The sequence below is a fragment of the Methanoculleus sp. UBA413 genome (assembly GCF_002502935.1).
Taxonomy (GTDB): Archaea; Halobacteriota; Methanomicrobia; order Methanomicrobiales; family Methanoculleaceae; genus Methanoculleus; species Methanoculleus bourgensis.
Genome location: NZ_DAQR01000095.1, coordinates 1 through 15,933, shown reverse-complemented (window position 1 = coordinate 15,933; position 15,933 = coordinate 1). Strand labels below are relative to the sequence as shown.

General features: G+C 63.3%; 16 protein-coding genes. 8 read left to right on the top strand and 8 right to left on the bottom strand.

Features of this window, described 5'->3' with window-relative positions:
* Nucleotides 1–428: 4Fe-4S dicluster domain-containing protein (locus BP858_RS07895; RefSeq protein WP_286879228.1), on the top strand; the 428-nt coding region annotated here is incomplete at its 5' end.
* A 179-nt stretch (nt 429–607) separates the two neighbouring features.
* On the opposite strand, the gene BP858_RS07890 is transcribed toward BP858_RS07895, so the two are convergent.
* Both BP858_RS07890 and BP858_RS07885 read right to left on the bottom strand, forming a co-directional pair.
* A complete protein-coding gene (locus BP858_RS07890; protein WP_062263997.1) occupies nt 608–1,978 on the bottom strand; it encodes a dihydrolipoyl dehydrogenase family protein in 1,371 nt (456 codons plus the stop codon).
* A 58-nt stretch (nt 1,979–2,036) separates the two neighbouring features.
* A complete protein-coding gene (locus BP858_RS07885; protein WP_214166979.1) occupies nt 2,037–2,720 on the bottom strand; it encodes a hypothetical protein in 684 nt (227 codons plus the stop codon).
* A 480-nt stretch (nt 2,721–3,200) separates the two neighbouring features.
* Between BP858_RS07885 and BP858_RS07880 the strand changes: the two genes are divergently transcribed.
* The gene (locus BP858_RS07880) at nt 3,201–3,749 is read left to right on the top strand and encodes a hypothetical protein (protein WP_286879226.1); all 549 of its coding nucleotides are present in this window, start codon (nt 3,201–3,203) and stop codon (nt 3,747–3,749) included.
* 30 nt (nt 3,750–3,779) lie between these two features.
* On the opposite strand, the gene BP858_RS07875 is transcribed toward BP858_RS07880, so the two are convergent.
* Complete coding sequence (locus tag BP858_RS07875; protein WP_286879225.1) at nt 3,780–4,529, bottom strand: YkgJ family cysteine cluster protein; 750 nt, start codon at nt 4,527–4,529, stop codon at nt 3,780–3,782.
* 128 nt (nt 4,530–4,657) lie between these two features.
* Between BP858_RS07875 and BP858_RS07870 the strand changes: the two genes are divergently transcribed.
* Together BP858_RS07870 and BP858_RS07865 are read left to right on the top strand one after the other, a co-directional pair.
* Nucleotides 4,658–5,593 carry a calcium/sodium antiporter gene (locus tag BP858_RS07870; RefSeq protein WP_074174912.1) on the top strand — a complete coding sequence of 312 codons (936 nt, stop codon included), beginning with the start codon at nt 4,658–4,660 and terminating at the stop codon, nt 5,591–5,593.
* Nucleotides 5,594–5,686: 93 nt separating this feature from the next.
* Nucleotides 5,687–7,582 (top strand): beta-propeller domain-containing protein, encoded by a 1,896-nt coding sequence (locus tag BP858_RS07865; RefSeq protein WP_074174911.1) that lies wholly within the window; start codon nt 5,687–5,689, stop codon nt 7,580–7,582.
* On the opposite strand, the gene BP858_RS07860 is transcribed toward BP858_RS07865, so the two are convergent.
* Entirely contained in the window at nt 7,567–10,299 is a 2,733-nt protein-coding gene (locus tag BP858_RS07860) for a cation-translocating P-type ATPase (RefSeq protein WP_074174910.1), read from the bottom strand. The two genes, BP858_RS07865 and BP858_RS07860, sit on opposite strands and share 16 nt — an antisense overlap.
* Nucleotides 10,300–10,486: 187 nt before the next feature.
* The gene (locus tag BP858_RS07855; RefSeq protein ID WP_074174909.1) at nt 10,487–10,822 is read right to left on the bottom strand and encodes a cupin domain-containing protein; all 336 of its coding nucleotides are present in this window, start codon (nt 10,820–10,822) and stop codon (nt 10,487–10,489) included.
* A 172-nt stretch (nt 10,823–10,994) separates the two neighbouring features.
* Here BP858_RS07855 and BP858_RS07850 point away from each other — a divergent pair, with 172 nt between their 5' ends.
* Together BP858_RS07850 and BP858_RS07845 are read left to right on the top strand one after the other, a co-directional pair.
* Complete coding sequence (locus tag BP858_RS07850) at nt 10,995–11,249, top strand: type II toxin-antitoxin system HicB family antitoxin (RefSeq protein ID WP_286879224.1); 255 nt, start codon at nt 10,995–10,997, stop codon at nt 11,247–11,249.
* A gap of 124 nt (nt 11,250–11,373) precedes the next feature.
* Nucleotides 11,374–12,492: a TIGR04084 family radical SAM/SPASM domain-containing protein gene (locus BP858_RS07845; RefSeq protein WP_214166976.1), complete on the top strand. Its 1,119-nt coding sequence runs from the start codon at nt 11,374–11,376 to the stop codon at nt 12,490–12,492.
* Between the two features lie 17 nt (nt 12,493–12,509).
* On the opposite strand, the gene BP858_RS07840 is transcribed toward BP858_RS07845, so the two are convergent.
* Nucleotides 12,510–13,295, bottom strand: coding sequence for a hypothetical protein (locus tag BP858_RS07840; RefSeq protein ID WP_074174907.1), 786 nt, complete (start codon nt 13,293–13,295; stop codon nt 12,510–12,512).
* Between the two features lie 156 nt (nt 13,296–13,451).
* Here BP858_RS07840 and BP858_RS07835 point away from each other — a divergent pair, with 156 nt between their 5' ends.
* Nucleotides 13,452–13,616: a hypothetical protein gene (locus BP858_RS07835; RefSeq protein ID WP_214166975.1), complete on the top strand. Its 165-nt coding sequence runs from the start codon at nt 13,452–13,454 to the stop codon at nt 13,614–13,616.
* 80 nt (nt 13,617–13,696) lie between these two features.
* Here BP858_RS07835 and BP858_RS07830 read toward each other — a convergent pair whose 3' ends face one another.
* Both BP858_RS07830 and BP858_RS07825 read right to left on the bottom strand, forming a co-directional pair.
* Nucleotides 13,697–14,272 carry a flavin reductase family protein gene (locus BP858_RS07830; RefSeq protein ID WP_214166974.1) on the bottom strand — a complete coding sequence of 192 codons (576 nt, stop codon included), beginning with the start codon at nt 14,270–14,272 and terminating at the stop codon, nt 13,697–13,699.
* A 56-nt stretch (nt 14,273–14,328) separates the two neighbouring features.
* Nucleotides 14,329–15,258, bottom strand: coding sequence for a DUF475 domain-containing protein (locus BP858_RS07825; protein WP_286879223.1), 930 nt, complete (start codon nt 15,256–15,258; stop codon nt 14,329–14,331).
* Between the two features lie 118 nt (nt 15,259–15,376).
* Between BP858_RS07825 and BP858_RS07820 the strand changes: the two genes are divergently transcribed.
* Nucleotides 15,377–15,829 carry a CBS domain-containing protein gene (locus tag BP858_RS07820; protein ID WP_286879222.1) on the top strand — a complete coding sequence of 151 codons (453 nt, stop codon included), beginning with the start codon at nt 15,377–15,379 and terminating at the stop codon, nt 15,827–15,829.
* Nucleotides 15,830–15,933: the final 104 nt, after the last annotated feature.

Below are 15,933 nucleotides of genomic sequence, written 5' to 3'. Positions count from 1 at the left end.
CATCAGCTGCACGGAGAGGTGAAGAAGGCATGGGACTCTTTGAGATGACAAAAACAGTCCTCCGGAACCTTGCGAGGGGGCCGGCCACCCGGCGGTATCCTGCGGTCCCGGCACGGACAAGCCCCCTCACCCGGGGGCATGTCACCTTCGACCCTGCCACGTGCCGCTCCTGCGGGCTCTGTTCAAGGCGGTGCCCGTGCGAGGCGATCCACCTCGATAAGGAGGCGAAGGTCTGGGAGATCGACCGCATGCGGTGCATCGCCTGCGGCGACTGCGTCGAGGGCTGCCCGTTCGGGAGCCTCACAATGGAGCAGGAGTACCTCCCGCCGGTGGTGGAGCACGTGGTGGAACGCCATACCATCACCTACGTGAAGCCCGAGAAGCCCGCGAAGAAACCGGCCGAGGAGAGCGCCGGCGCCGGGGCGTGAGAATGGGATGGGGTGCGGAGCCGCCCCAAAGCATCTTTTTTGAATGATAACTGCTGCATCGTGCATCTAACATTTCACACGCTGCGTTGCTTCGCGCACTTCCGCGTGCGGTGGCGACCGAACCCACGCACCAGAATCCCCACTGCAGGTGAAATGGTCCACCACGCCGACGCGCCCCCTCACATCCGCACCAGTGGATGGACCATATGGATGATATCGTAGGTGTTGCTCGGGTAGGCCCAGGGGATCGCGTCCAGCGTGAGATCGTCCACCGTCAACCCGTGCTTGATCGCAAGAGCGAAGATGTTGATCACCTCTTCTACGTGGTGCCCGATGAGGTGGGCCCCGAGGATCCTGCGGGAGTCGCTCTCGATCAGGAGTTTGTAGCCGACATGCTTCTGGTTGATACCCCGATTCGTGAAGCGCTCCGAGAGGTCGCCGGCGTGGACGATGTAGGGTATCCCTTTCTCCTTCGCCGCCTCTTCCGTGAGCCCGACTGACGCGATGAGCGGGTTTGTGAAGACGGCGCTCGGGACGACCCAGTAGTCCGCGGCCCGCGCATTCCCGTTCAGGATGTTGTCGACGACGATATGGGCGTCCCTCACCGCCACCGGCGTCAGCTGCACCCCTCGCGTGTTTACGTCCCCGGCCACGTAGACGGCCGGGTTTGAGACGCTCTGGAGGTATTCGTTGACCCGGATCCCCCGCCGGTCCGTCTCGACCCCTCCGGCCGCAAGGTCGAGCCCCTCGATCGCGGGGACCCTCCCGGCACCGTGGACGACTATATCCGCTTCAAAGGTCTCCTCCTCGCCCTCTCTCCCGGCCCGCACCAGAAGACCGGCGGCGGTCTTCTCGACTGAGAGAAGCGGCATATTCATCTGCACGTCGATCCCGACTTCCCTCGACGCCTGCACCAGCCGGTCGACGATCTCGTGATCGAATCCCTTGAGCACCCGACCGCTCCGCTGGAGGATGGTCGCTTTCGCCCCGCCCCTGGCGGCCACATGGGCGAACTCAAACGATATGTAGCCCCCGCCGATGAAGACGATCCGCTCCGGGAGTGTCTCAAGGTAGAAGAAGTCGCCGCTTTGGGTCACGAGATCCGCACCCGGGACGTCGAGCGGCCGGGGGTGTGCACCGGTGGCGATCACGATGTACCGTGCCGAAAAGAGGTCGTCGCCGATCGCCACCCGGTTCGGGCCGGCAAACCGGGCGAACCCCCGCCAGGTGTGGATGCCCGCCCTCCGGAAGCGCTCCTCCTTCCTCCGGGGAACAGGGTCGGTGAACGAGCGCTCGAAGGCGAGCAGCTGCGCCCAGTCGATCGATACCTCCCCCCTGAGACCCCTCCCCTGCTGGTCATGGACACGCGCCACCACCTCCGCGGCACCGGCGAGCACCCTCTTTGGGACACAGCCCCGGAGAGCGCATGTCCCCCCGTAGGTCTGGTGATCGGTGATCGCTACCCGCATCCCGGCTTCCCTGCAGTGCCAGGCGACATCGGAACCGGCGACACCGGTCCCGATAACGATGACATCATACTCCCGCTCCATGGCGGGGCTCTGGTCGCCATGGAGCGCTATAAAGGTTTACCCGGCGGGCCGCGGGGCATCAGGCCGCGGCGGCATACCCGGCCCGGGGCATGGCAGGCTGCCCGAGATAGGCACGCGCACGGGCCTCAAAAGTCTCTCCAGCCTCTGCAAGTTCCCGGGAAAGGAGGAATATCCGGGCGGCGTCACCCAGCGCCCGGTGGGGCTTGATGAAGTGCCGGAGGACCGGAGGAACCTGGTAGGAGAAGTGCCCGGACCGGATTTGGGCCTTCGAGGAGGAGAACCCGATGATGGTCGAGACCCGGTCGAGCGAGAGATGGTCCTTCATCCCGAGGCGCCGCCGGATATCACGCTGGAGGTCGACCCGGGAAAATTCGTCCGTATCCACACCGGCCTGCTCAAACGCCATCATCTCCATCCCGTCGGCGAAGAAGGTGAGGGTTGAGATATCAGCGTCGCCCGAGAGCCGCTGCATGAAGAGGCCGAGGTCGGCAAACGCCGCCCGGGCCACCTCCCTGGCGGCCTGCACCTGGTATCCCGGGAGGCGGTGACTCCGCAGGAACGGTTTCTGGTACTCGCCGCGCCAGAGGTTTGCAACCGATGCGGTCACCCCGAGGGTCTTTCCGCGGGCGTCGGTCACGTTTCTCCAGAGTTCCACGTCGATGTCGTGGCGGAACGTCTCGCCGAGAAACCGCGGCCGGTCCTCTTCCGGGTCGTGGAGAACCACCCCGATCTCGACCGGCATGACGACCGCACGATGGGTGCCATATACGTGGCCAAACTCCATATCGATGCAGGCAGTAACGTCAGGAACCGCGCATCACCCCTGCAGTGCAGCATCCTCCAGGCATGTACTTCATATTCAGGTTCAGGTCACTACGTGAAAAATGTGCCCGTGGTACGGCAACCGCCGGAAGTCCTGGAGAACGTTCTCCCGGCCGCTCGGGGACACAGAACCGGGCCGAACGCCGGGAGAACGATCGTTACGGAAGCGTATGACTCCCATCCAGGGTGGATGGCTCGGATAGCGATCCTGGTGGTCCTGCAGAGTCTGCCGGTGACCGGCGTCATGGAGGATCGAATGGACCGTTGGGGCATGCCCCGGCGACCGGTACGTGCTGCCAGCCCCGGAATACCGCCGGCGCGGGTGGGCAGGCACCCGGTGGATCCTGCACTCCATACCTTAATATAAACCCGGGTGCACCGGGCCACCGTGGGTGGACATTTGACAACAGACAGACGATGGTACGCCCTCCTCATACTGCTCGCGGCGCTGGCCTTCGGCGGCATCGTCGTCGCCGCAGAGAACGTCACCGGAGAGCAGCCCCTCACCGGCGCACCGGGGGTGGTCGCCCGGGGAGACCCCGTGACGATCTCCGGCATCGCTACCGGAAACCCGGACGCGGTCTACGTCTGGGTCTTCGGTCAGAACTACCGGCTCCTGAGCGAACCCGTGGACGTCGGAAGCGACGGAATCTACCGCTACACGCTGGAGCGGAGCGAGACTGCGGATCTCTCCCCCGGCCGCTACTTTGCGATCGTGCAACACCCGATGGGCAACGGCAAGCAGGATGTACGGGTCGTATCGGACAGCACGATAACGGTTCCCGGCGGGACGACAGTCGATCTTGCCGGACTTCCCGCCGATGAGGCAGCGGCTGCTCTCGTCGATGCGCTGAACTCACCGTACAGCGATGACACCTATGTCATGGTCAGTTTCATGATCGAGGATCCCTGGATCCAGATCGGCGGGATCAGAAGTACAGGAGGATGATACCGACGTGTCAGGGGCCTTCCGGAAAAGTCAGATCCCCTGCTGCGCGTACGTGCCGCGGGTGACCCGGTGCAACTCGAACCGTCCGCGGTGGAAGACCCGGACCTCGACCTCCGCGCCCTTCCGGAAATCGCGCATCAAGAGGTCGTAGGTCCGCCGGACGTAGCGCAGTCCTTCCCGGGCGAAGAGGTCCCGGAGGGCCCGCCGGAACCTGATCTCCTGATCAAGAAACGCCGCCTCGTATGCCCGGGTCTCTCTGGCGATACGGGCGCACTCAGCGTCGTCGATCGGGGTGTTGTAGCACCCGTGCTCGTTCAAGCCGCTGATCTGCCGCCAGTCGACCGCGCCCCTCTCGTCGGCCTCCCGGTGGAGCATGTAGGGGTAGACCCGGCAGATGGAGAACCGCCGGTCGTAGACGCTGCACCGGCCCCCTTCGAGGAAGATGCAGGACCCGTCCGGCTTTGTTCTGAGGGCGTAGCCAGAGACGTAGAACCTTCCCTTTTGATCGCAGGCGTCGTAGCCGGGCGCCGGGACGATGGCGTCAGGCCGAAATGACCTGACCCGGTCGGTGTCCTCCTCCAGCAGGAAGACGTGGCCGTTGAACTCCCGGGTGCAGCACCGGCCGCAGCAGTCGCAGAAGAACCCCACGTCCCGTATGATATCGATGAACTCCTCCTCAGGGAACCGGAGGAGATCAGCGAGTTCCTGCTCAAGAGCGTCGATCTCTTCGTCAAAAGAAAGCGTTGCGACGGCCTCCACACCGGGATCCGGCAGAATCATGCCGGCACCAGTATTCCATCATCGTTGGACGGGGAGGAGGATATGCTCTTCGGCGCCCGCCACACCGACCTCGGAAACGTATTATGAGATTCCCGCCAAACCGGTACCAGCACGCCTGAGGCATTCCCGTGATACTGACCGTCATCATATTCATCATCGGCATAGCGCTCCTCGTCAAGGGGGCCGACCTCTTTGTCGGCGGCGGGAGCGGCCTTGCCCTCCGGCACAGCATCTCCCCGGCCCTGATCGGGTTTACGATCATTGCGTTCGGCACCTCCCTCCCCGAGCTCGTCGTCAGCACAAACGCCGCAGCCACGGGAAATACGGCCATCGCGCTTGGGAACGTCCTCGGGAGCAACATCGCAAACATCGCCCTTATCCTGGCCCTCTGCACATTCATCAGGCCGGACATGATCGCGGCGTCGGGAACATCGCGCCCCGCGCTCGTCCAGCATACCGTGATGATGCTTGTTGCGACGGCAGCGTTCGCCCTGCTCGCCACCCTGGGCACGCTCGGCGCCCTTTCCGGAGTGGTGCTCCTCATCCTCTTCGTGGTCATCCTCGCCGTCCTCTGGAGGGAGCGCCGCGAGGAGGGTGGTGTCCATATCAAGTCCCACGGGTGGGCCGACGCCCTCTACATCGGTCTCGGGCTCGTCGCCGTCATCATCGGGGCCCGCCTGGTCGTCGAGAGCGCTGTCACAATCGCTGAAGGGTTCGGGATCCCGGCCTTCGTGATCGGTCTCTCGGTCGTCGCCGTCGGCACGTCGCTCCCGGAGCTCGCGACCTCACTTGTCGCAGCCTTACGAAACGAGGGGGCCATATCAGTCGGCAACATCCTCGGGAGCAACATCTTCAACCTCCTTCTGGTCCTCGGGGTAAGCCTCCTCCTCGCCCCGGTCACCATCGGGTCATGGGCCGACATCATCGCGGTCGTCCTCTTCACGGTCGCTATCCTCCCCCTGCTCTTTGCGCGCCCGTCCGTCGTCAGGGGCTGGTCGGCCCTCATGCTCATCGGCTACGCCGCCTACATCGCATGGGCCTTTGCGGCGGCACCGGTCGGGTGAGGAACTTCGGCGGAAGGCTTCGAAGATATTCGTAGGTTACACAAAGATGATACATCGGCGGGTGCATCTCCCTTTACCGGAAGGTGAACGAGTATGGGAAACTGGAAACCGGCGGTGGTGGCCTGCATCGGGTGCCTGGTGATCGCCGCGATCATCGGGACCGCCCTCGCGTCTGAGGATGCCGGGGAGGAGACCTGGGGGGACTTACAGAAGTTTGCGTCGAAAGAGGAACTCAGGGAATTCCTAAAGGAGCACGCGCAGGGAGGGTGGAACGACGGCATCTATCCCCAAGTTCCGGGGGGCGCCGGGCGGGAGAGCGCAGTGAAGGCACCGGCGCCGGCAGTAACGGCCGCGCCGACATCCTCTGCCCGCGACTACTCCACCACAAACGTGCAGGTGGAGGGCGTGGATGAGGCCGACTTCGTGAAGAACGACGGGAAGTACATCTACATCATCTCTGGCAGGACCCTCGCGATCGTGGAGGCGTTCCCGGCAAAGACCGCAAAAATTGTCTCTGAAACCCAGGTAGACGGCCGCCCGGCGGCGCTCTTCCTCGCTGGCGACCGCCTGGTGGTCTTTGCCGTCGCAGAGGAGCAGCAGATGACCACCCCGGAGGGGAGCGTAACACCGGTCCCGGTCTGGCGGACGGTGACGCACGCCTACGTCTACGCGGTCGGGAATCGGGCCGAACCGGAGCTGGTGCGGGACCTGACCTTCACCGGCGACTACTACGACGCCCGGATGGTCGGGGACTACGTCTACACCCTCACGCGGGAGTCTCCCGTCTGGGTGCGGGACGATATCGTCCTCCCTGAGGTGAGGAGTGGCAGCGCGGCGCCTGTCCAGCCCGACGTCTACCACCCAAAAACCCCCATGCAGAACTACGTCTTCTACACCGCAAGCGCCTTCTCGGTCCGGAAGGATACGGGCGCCACCGATGCCGAGACGTTCCTCCTCGGCTACGACACCACCCTCTTCGCATCGCAGGAGAACCTCTATATCGGCTACCGGAACACGGGACCGGCCTATTCTGAGGGGATCCGCGACCAGACGATCATCCACCGGTTCGCGATCAAGCGGGGAGCGATCGACTACCAGGCGATGGGGGAGGTCCCCGGGCACCTCTTAAACCAGTTCTCGCTCGATGAGCACGCAGGCAACCTCCGGGTCGCGACGACCGTCGAGGGCTGGACGCGGGAGGGGCAGATCCAGTACAACAACGTCTACGTCCTCGATCCTTCGATGAAGACCATCGGGACGCTCGAGCATATCGCACCTGACGAGCGGATATACGCCGCCCGGTTCGTCGGCGACCGGCTCTACCTGGTGACGTTCAAGCGGATCGACCCCCTCTTCGTCATCGACCTCTCTGACCCGAACCACCCGGGCATCCTTGGGAAACTCAAGATCCCGGGCTACTCAGACTACCTCCACCCCTATGACGCCGACCACATCATCGGTATCGGGAAAGAGACAGACGAGAACGGCTGGGGCGGCGTCTCGGTAGGGGGTCTCAAGCTCGCCCTCTTCGATGTCTCGGACGTGAACAAACCAATCCAGGTTGACGCCGTCGTGATCGGGGAGGCCGGGACCGACTCGGAGGCGCTCCGCGACCACAAGGCCTTCCTCTTCATACAGGAAAAAGACCTCCTCGTCATCCCGGTGAGCGAGATAAAGAGGGTCGAGAACCCCTCGTCGAGGTACCCGGGCTCCTACAGCACCACGACCTGGCAGGGAGCCTATGTCTACCAGGTGAACCCCTCCTCCGGGTTCACCCTGGAGGGGACGGTCACGCACGGGGAGAAGGGGCCCTCCTACGCCTGGAACGCACCGGACGCGGTGCGGCGGTCGCTCTTCATGGACGACACCCTCTACACGATCTCACAGCGGAGCATCGTTATGACCAATCTTGCCGACGGCAGCCGGGTAAGCGAGGTCTTCCTCCCCTACCGGGAGGGGGCCTACCCGCCCCCCTACCCGGTCTGGTGACCCTGAGGATGGTGCTTCCTGACGGCCTTAAAGACCTCCATCACGACCACGACCAGGGAAGCGAGGGCAAGCAGCGAGAGCCATTCGACCAGGGAGACCGGCTGCACCTGGAGGATATCCCGGAGGATGGGGGTGTAGAGCGCGAGGATATGCACACCCTGCGCGGCAACGACGCCGGCCACCAGGAAGTAGTTGCGGCTGATCGGGACACGGAAGGCCGACTGATACTCGGACCGGCAGTTGAAGACATGGAAATTCTCGAAGAGCACCATCAGCAGGACAACCAGGTTCCGGGCCGCGAACTCGTCCCATCCGTTTGAAAGGAGCCAGTACCAGGCACCGAGCGCGACCAGCGCGATCACCGTGCCGGAGAGGAGCGTCTCCTCTATCATCAGCCGGTTGAAGATCCCCTCCTCCGGCCTTCGTGGCGACCGGTCCATGACACCGGGCTCTCCCCCCTCAAGCGCAAGCGTCACGTCCTGAATGCCGTTCGTCACCAGGTTCAGCCAGAGGAGCTGGACCGCAAGGAGGGGCAACGGAAGGCCCACGATGAGGGCGAGCATGAAGAGGAGAACCTCCGCAAAACCCGTCGATATCAGGAGGTAGACAACCTTCCTGACGTTGTCGTAGGCATACCGCCCCTCCTCGATCCCGGCGACGATCGAGGCGAAATCGTCGTCAGTGACGATCAGTGACGCCGTATCCTTGGCGACGTCGGTCCCGGAACCCATCGCGACCCCGATATTCGCGCTCCGGAGCGCCGGCGCGTCGTTAACCCCGTCCCCCGTGACCGCGACAAACGCCCCGCTCTCCCGGTAGGCTTCGACGATCCGGAGCTTTTGCAGCGGCGTAACCCTGGCAAAGACCCGACCCCGCTTCACCCGGTCGATGAACTCAGAGAACGTCGGGATCTCTGAATCTCCCAGTTCCGCACCGGTGATCACCTCGTCAGGAGAGTCAGCAATCTCAAGTTCCCGCGCGATGGCGAGCGCCGTTGCGGGGTGATCCCCGGTCACCATCACCACGTCGACCCCGGCGCGGCGACACCGCCGCACGGCATCGGGAACGTCGGGGCGAATCGGGTCGATGAACCCGACCAGACCGAGAACTTCGAGGGGAGGGATCTCGGGGCTCTCCGCAGGTACCGGTCCCTCTACGTGACCATGGGCCACGGCAAGCACCCGGTAGCCCCGGGAGGTGAGGCCGTCGAGCTCCTCCTGTACGCGATCCAGGTCGAGCGGGGTCTCGCCTTCCCGCTCCCCTGCCATGGTCCGGCAGAACGGGAGAACCGTCTCGACAGCCCCCTTGACCGCCACCCGGACTGCATCCTCCTCCCGGTACCAGACGGCGGCATACCGCTGCTCTGACTCGAAAGGGATCTCGGCAACGATGGGTGCATCCGCACGGATAGCGCCGGGGTCAAGCCCCAGCTTGTAGGTGAGCGCGAGGAACGCAACATCGATCGCATCGCCCCGGTGCGCCCAGTCCCCCTCACCGACCAGTTCCAGACCCGCCTCGTTGCAGATCGTTGCGGCCCGGGCAAGGCGCTCCAGCCGGTGGCGATCCGGCCCTGCTACCGGGGCGCCACTCTCATCGAGAACTTCTCCCTCGCCCGTATACCCGGCCCCGGTGACTGAGAACTCCTCGCCCGTGGGCAGGGCAACGACCCGGGCAGTCTGCTGGTTCACCGTGAGGGTGCCGGTCTTGTCGCTCGCGATCAGTGTGCAGCTCCCAAGACTCTCCACGGCGGCGAGGAACCTGACGATGACGTTGCGCCCCGCCATCCGTGAGGTTGCGACCGAGAGCGCGACGGTCAGTGCGATCGGCAGCCCCTCGGGGATCGCCGAGACCGCAAGGGCTACGGCGAGGAAGAAGACCTCAACCGGCGGCATCCCCTGGCCGAGGACGATGATCGCAAGCAGCCCGGCGGCGGCGAGGACAGCGATGCTGATCTTCCGCGAGAAATCCTCCATACGAAGGACAAGCGGGGGTTTACCCATCTCCGACGCGGCGACCGTCTCGGCGATCTGCCCGAGCTCGGTATGCCGGCCTGTCCCGACCACGATCCCGGTGCTCCGACCGCTCATGACGGTGCTGCCGGCGTAGAGCATGTTCAGGCGGTCGCCGGGCGGGAGGGATGCGTCAACGGGGTCAGGTTTCTTCCCGACCGCATGGGACTCGCCGGTCAGGAGCGACTCGTCGACGGTGAGCGCTCTGGTCCGGAGGATGCGGATATCTGCCGGGATGCGGTCGCCCGACTCCAGGGAGACGCGGTCGCCGGGGACCAGGTCTTCGGCCGGAACGGTCGCATCACGGCCGTCCCGCCTCACCTGTGCGTAGATCCTGAGCATCTGCTGCAGGGCTGTTGCGCTCCTCTCCGCCCTCACCTCCTGGAATGTTCCGATGACCGCGTTGATCAGGATGACGATGAAGATGAAGACCGCGTCGGTGAAATCGGCGAAGAGAAGGGAGATGATCCCGGCCGCAAGGAGGACGTAGATGAGCGGGCTCGTGAACTGGCGGAGGAAGACCTCAAAGACCGTCGGCGGCCGCCTCTGCGGGAGGGCGTTTGCCCCGAAGACTTCCCGCCGCCGGGCAACCTCGGCGTCCGTGAGGCCTTCCGGCGGCGATGCAAGCTGCCTGGCTGCTTCATCCGCCGTAAGGGCGTGCCATTCCGTCGTCCTCGATTCGTCGGGGGAGAGGGGGGAGGTTGTCATCGCCGTATTATTGTCCCGTACTTCCACAGGACCGGGCACCGCCGTGCGGGGCGTTAACCGGCCATGACAGGTTCTTGCCAAGCCGGTTGCAGGATACACCGTCGAACAACGGTCTCCCGGAATACGTTTAAAAAAGGTGTCAGATCATCCGCCTATAAAAAACCCGGGGTTTGGGACTGCAGCCGGGTCAGGCGTGGATCATCGTCAGCATCATCTTGAAGCGGGTGACGGCATGGACCGCGTGGGGCTTGTTTGCCGGCATGATGATCAGGTCGCCCGCCTTCATCGGGTATTCGGTGCCGGTGATGGTGATGAGCGCCTCCCCGTCGAGGACCTGGAGGATGGCGTCGTAGGGTGCGGTATGTTCAGAGAGGCCTTCGCCCGCATCGAAGGAGAAGACCGTGATCGTGCCGGACTTCGTGTAGACGAGCATCCGGCTGACGATTGATCCGGGCTGGTAGGCGACGAGGTCGCGTGGGTCGATGACCTGTTCGGTGAGGTTCTCTTTTCTTGCTTCAGGCATAGGAGTCCGTTTATCCTTGCAGGGACTTCTGCTTTGCGCCGGTCGCGATGAGCCCTGAGCCGGTGCGACTTTCGGGGGGTGGCGGCCCGGGATGGGATTGCCTGAGGGTACGGCCTGCCCAACACCAACCCCGCTGAACCCTGAGCGAAAAGGAGAGTGTTATAGCAGGCGGATGGATTGTGTAATTACCGAGGGTGACGTGATTGGTGAAAGTGCAACTGACGGTTTTGATCTGGGAAGAGGAGGGGTGTATGTCTCACACTGCCAGAAACTCGAGGTTGCCAGTTGCGGTGATACACCCGGGGAGGCGCTTGAGAACATCCGTGAAGCGATCGAGCTCTACCTCGAAAATGCAAGAGAACCCGGGATGTTGCAGGATATCAAACTCGCCCTGACGGTGAAGGGGCCGGATGCTGCTGGTCCATGAAACCTTCCCGCAACCTCACTGCCATCCGCCCAAAAAGCCTCGCAGAAACCCTCTACGAAACGGCGGGAGGCCCCTGTAACCTCACCTTTTTCCCGCCCGGCCCCCAACCTGTAAGAGACCTTCCGTGTATTACCATCTCATCCTGACCGACAACTGCAACCTCTGCTGCACCTACTGCCGTGGGAAGGCGTTTGTCGTCGATCCCCCGGAACTGCCCGATATCGCCATCGACGAAGACCTCCCGGTGGACCTCGATATTGACCTCAACGACCTCTACCGGTTTCTCGCAAAGGACCCCGACGCGGTGCTGACCCTCTACGGCGGGGAACCCCTGCTTGCGATTGACCTCGTCCGGGAGGTCGTCAGCACGGCGCCGGTATCGGCGCTGATCCTGCACACCAACGGCACGCTCCTCGACCGTCTCGAACCCGCGGTCGCGAACCGCTTCGACACGATCCTGGTCTCCATCGACGGTCCCGAGAGGCTCACCGACGCCCACCGCGGGGAAGGGACGTTTGAGCGGATCACCAGAAACCTCCAGAACCTGATGGATGGCGGCTTTGCCGGGGAGGTGATAGCCCGGATGACGGTGACCGAGGATACCGATATCGTTGAGGCGGTCCGCTACCTCACGGAAAACGACCGGTTCTCGTTTCCCGCCGTTCACTGGCAGATGGACGCGAACTTCTGGAACGACTACCATATGCGCGACTACGCCGCGTGGGTGGAGGAGAACTACAACCCCGGCATCAGGTCGCTTGTCAGGTTCTGGGTCGAGACAATGCGGGAGAGCAGCCGGGTGCTCCGGTGGTACCCCTTCATCGACCCCATGCAGGACATGCTGTTTGCGCGTCCAAGCATGCTCAGGTGCGGGTGCGGCCACGCGAACTACAGCATCATGACCGACGGGCATATCGCCCCCTGTCCCATCATGGTTGGGATGAAGGACTACTACGTCGGGCACATCAGGACCGCCGACCCGCTCCACCTCCCGGTGACGACCGTGGGGAGCCCCTGCACGGAATGCGGTCTCCTCGACTTCTGTGGCGGCCGGTGCCTCTACTCAAACATCACCCGCCCCTGGCCGGAGGAGGGGCGAAAGATCGTCTGCGGGACGGTGGAGAATCTCTACGAGGCGCTCAAGGCGGCGCTGCCCGAGGTCCAGGCTCTCCTTGATGCGGGGAGAGTCCGGATGAAGGACTTCGAGCACCAGAAGTACAACAGTTGCGAAATTATACCCTGAAAAGATGGACCGGGGCCTTATTCAGCCCCGATGCTTGAGAGAAGGTCTTGAGCGCCCTCCACCATGGCGCGGGCGGCCTTCGCCTTTGCCTTCACGACCGCGTGGTTGCCGTCTTCGAGCGCCGCTTCCGCCTCTCCATAGAGCGTCTCGGCCCGGTCAATCCGTGATCTGGGCTTCCTGATGTCCAGCCCCTCGGCATCAAGAAGTTCGATCTCCTCCTGGACGGCGAGGAGGTCGCCGTAGAGTTCTTCCAGGTGTTCCCGCAACTCTTCGATCCGGGCCTCGTCCTCCTCCCGCTTCTGCCGGCCGCGCTCGCGGAGCGCCTCCCGGGCCTCCGCCTGCCCTTCGAGGATCGCCTGGAGTTCGTCCTCGACGTCCCTGACCGCCTCAGCAAGCACACCGGCAAACGCGGTCCGCTCCTCGCGGGAAGCCTCGTAGCCGTCGTATGCCCCGTATGCCCCGCCGGCCGCCGCACCACCGATGACGTCGCCGATATCCCGGTCGCCACGGATGATGCCGCCGAGGAGACCACCGAGGCCGGCCCCGGCGATGGCGCCCGCGATACCTTTCTTGACCTCCTTTCGCTCCCGGTCGACGGTATAACTCACCCGGACGTTCTCCCGGTCGATCACGACCTCCATCTTCCCCTCTTCGCCGGTATGCCGGATATCCATCGTCGAAACCGTATCACCGACATTCTGGTGCGTGATCTCTGTACCCCTGAGCGCGAGCTGCGACATCAGCCGCTCCACAAAGTCCCGGTAGAGGGATGAGACTCCCTGGCCGTAGTAGATAAACGCCATACGTACCTCCGTTCTGCTGTTCGACAGATAAGGCTCCGGCATCATAGGATAAAAACCTTCTCAGACGCGATTCTCCCAAGATTCGGCACGAAAACCGTCTGCCTGGGGAGGGTAACGTTCATCCGGCCGGAGGGAAGAACATTCTGTAGGAGACCTATGACAACCATCGGGCTCATCCTCTGCAGAATCGGGCTCCACCGGTGGGGCAGGAGGCACGGCTACGACGAGTACTCATCAAACGTCATCGAGTGGGAGCAGCGGTGTGAGCGGTGCGGGAAGAGGAAGCGGTGGGTCGAGGTAAAGCGGGACCGCCGGCGGTGACGACCCCTGGTCAGGGAGGGGTAGGGCGCTGCAGGACGGCAGTTCCACGGAAAAACAGGGGAACGTTTGGAACCAAAAAGTTACTTTTCGATCTCTCTCCCCACAGAGAACGCCTTTGCGATCACACCGCCAAACCCGTAGTACTCCCGCCGCATCGAGTCGTAGGCGAACGGCCGGATCTTTGCGATGTCGGGCTTGCCGTCCGGCCCGAGGACGCTCTCGTCCACCTTGACGTCCAGGATCTCCCCGATGAACTGGGTGTGCATCCCGATCTCGACCGTCTGAAGGAGCCGGCACTCGAGGACGACCGGGAACTCCCCGACATACGGCGCGTTCACGAGGTCGCCCTTCACGGGCGTGAGCCCGGTAGCGGCGAACTTGTCCGTATCCCTGCCCGAGACGATACCGAAGTAGTCGGCTTCCTTCACGTAGTCCACCGACGGTATGCTGACCGTGAACTCGCGCTCGCTCGTCAGGTTCTCGTAGGTCTGCCGGACCTTCTGGACCGAGACCGCCACCGCCGGGGGCTGGGACGAGCAGATACCGCCCCATGCAGCGACCATGGCGTCCGGCCGGTCGCCGGGGCCGTAGGTCCCGATGATCAGGTCAGGGTGGGGGTAGAGGAGTGTCCGTGGTCCAATCGATATCTTCTTCATGGGACTACATTTCGTTGCCGGACCCGGATAAACCTTTTCGGGCCGGGGCTGTTCGGTCACGCGGCACCCGACGCCCCATTTTTCCGGTATTGCACCGAGCGGTAGAGGAAGTAGCCGACGATGGCGAACGTCGCTATCGGCGAGAGCCAGGCCGGGATATGGAACCCGAAACTGTCAGCGAGCATGATCGTCCCAAGCACCAGGATGGAGTACATCGCACCGTTCTTGAGGTAGCAGAAACTCCTGATCCGGTCGACGCCCCGGACGGTCAGTTCCCTGACCACGACGGCCCCAATACCATTCCCTATCAGGATAAGAGGGACCGAGAGGGTGAAGGCAAACGCCCCGATGACGCCGTCGATCGAGAAGGTCGCGTCAAGAACTTCCAGGTAGGCGACCTTTGAGAGGTCTGAGATCCCGGGCTGTCTCAGCCGTGCCTCCTGCACCTCGGCGTTCTGCCTGAACCCGTGAACGATGAAGAAGGCGGTCGAGCCGAGCACGGCCGCAAACCCCATCATGGCGTTGATCTGGAGGGCGAACCAGACAAGGGCGGCAAGCAGGATCGAGACGACCGCGTAGAACCAGACGGCCTGTCTGGAGAAGAACGCTTCGCTCCGGAGCCCGCAGTTCTTCTCCTCCACAAAGAGCCAGTGGAAGAAGAGGAAGACGAGGAACGTTCCCCCGAAGATCAGGAGGACCGGGGCCGACTCCTCGATCGCGGCCACGACCGCCGGGTCGCTGGAGAAGGTCGCAAGCAGCGCGCCCAGAGGTCCGAGCGACGGCGTCGTCATCCAGACGATCAGCCACGGCAGGAGCCCCCGGACCACGAAGACCGCGATGATCAGGCCCCAGAGGAGGAACCACCTCCGGGCTCTCTCTCCCATTGTCACAAGAACGTCGGCGTTGATGATGGCGTTATCGATGCTTGAGACGATCTCGAAGACTGAAAGACCCGCCACGGTCAGAATAATCAGTAGCCAGTCCATTTGTGCGGTACATGATATCGCTTCAATTGCATATAAGGAAATAAGTCAGGCCCGGCCGGGGGTTACGTTCATATATCATCCCCGGCATGGGGTTCAGTCGTCAACGGAGGTAACGTATATGGGACTTGTGAAGTGCTGCCGTGAGCAGGTCGTCGCCGTCTCGCCGGACACGCCGGCGGTGGAGGTGGCGAGGGTCATGGGAGAGAAGAACGTCGGAAGCGTCGTCATCGTCACCGGCGACAACCGGCCCGTCGGCGTACTCACCGACCGCGATCTCACGGTCAGGGTCATGGCACAGGAGAGGAATCCCGGTGAGGTACGGGCAGGGGATATCGTGACCCGGGACGTGATCACGTTCCGGGACAGCATGGGGGTCTATGAGGCCATCCAGAAGATGACCGCAGAGGGTATCAGGAGGATGCCGGTCGTCGACGATGCCGGGAAGCTGATCGGGATCGTCACGATGGACGATATCATCCGCATGCTGGGCGAGGAGATGGCTGCTATCGCAAAGAATATCGAGAAACAAAGCCCGCCCATGCAGAAAGAGGCCGCGCCCATACCTATGTGAGGAGGGGGGCGGCACCCATTGGCGCTAACGTATCATGGGTGCAGTGCACTCATGGTGATACCGGAGAGTCTCAACCTTTGCTGAATCCCGGTCAATTGCTTGAA

What these genes read in the sequence shown, in the direction of transcription:
- BP858_RS07890 (WP_062263997.1), bottom strand. Translation starts at nt 1,978, where the DNA reads ATGGAGCGGGAGTATGATGTCATCGTTATCGGGACCGGTGTCGCCGGT.
- BP858_RS07885 (WP_214166979.1), bottom strand. Translation starts at nt 2,720, where the DNA reads ATGCCGGTCGAGATCGGGGTGGTTCTCCACGACCCGGAAGAGGACCGG.
- BP858_RS07875 (WP_286879225.1), bottom strand. Translation starts at nt 4,529, where the DNA reads ATGATTCTGCCGGATCCCGGTGTGGAGGCCGTCGCAACGCTTTCTTTT.
- BP858_RS07865 (WP_074174911.1), top strand. Translation starts at nt 5,687, where the DNA reads ATGGGAAACTGGAAACCGGCGGTGGTGGCCTGCATCGGGTGCCTGGTG.
- BP858_RS07860 (WP_074174910.1), bottom strand. Translation starts at nt 10,299, where the DNA reads ATGACAACCTCCCCCCTCTCCCCCGACGAATCGAGGACGACGGAATGG.
- BP858_RS07855 (WP_074174909.1), bottom strand. Translation starts at nt 10,822, where the DNA reads ATGCCTGAAGCAAGAAAAGAGAACCTCACCGAACAGGTCATCGACCCA.
- BP858_RS07850 (WP_286879224.1), top strand. Translation starts at nt 10,995, where the DNA reads ATGGATTGTGTAATTACCGAGGGTGACGTGATTGGTGAAAGTGCAACT.
- BP858_RS07840 (WP_074174907.1), bottom strand. Translation starts at nt 13,295, where the DNA reads ATGGCGTTTATCTACTACGGCCAGGGAGTCTCATCCCTCTACCGGGAC.
- BP858_RS07835 (WP_214166975.1), top strand. Translation starts at nt 13,452, where the DNA reads ATGACAACCATCGGGCTCATCCTCTGCAGAATCGGGCTCCACCGGTGG.
- BP858_RS07830 (WP_214166974.1), bottom strand. Translation starts at nt 14,272, where the DNA reads ATGAAGAAGATATCGATTGGACCACGGACACTCCTCTACCCCCACCCT.
- BP858_RS07825 (WP_286879223.1), bottom strand. Translation starts at nt 15,258, where the DNA reads ATGGACTGGCTACTGATTATTCTGACCGTGGCGGGTCTTTCAGTCTTC.
- BP858_RS07820 (WP_286879222.1), top strand. Translation starts at nt 15,377, where the DNA reads ATGGGACTTGTGAAGTGCTGCCGTGAGCAGGTCGTCGCCGTCTCGCCG.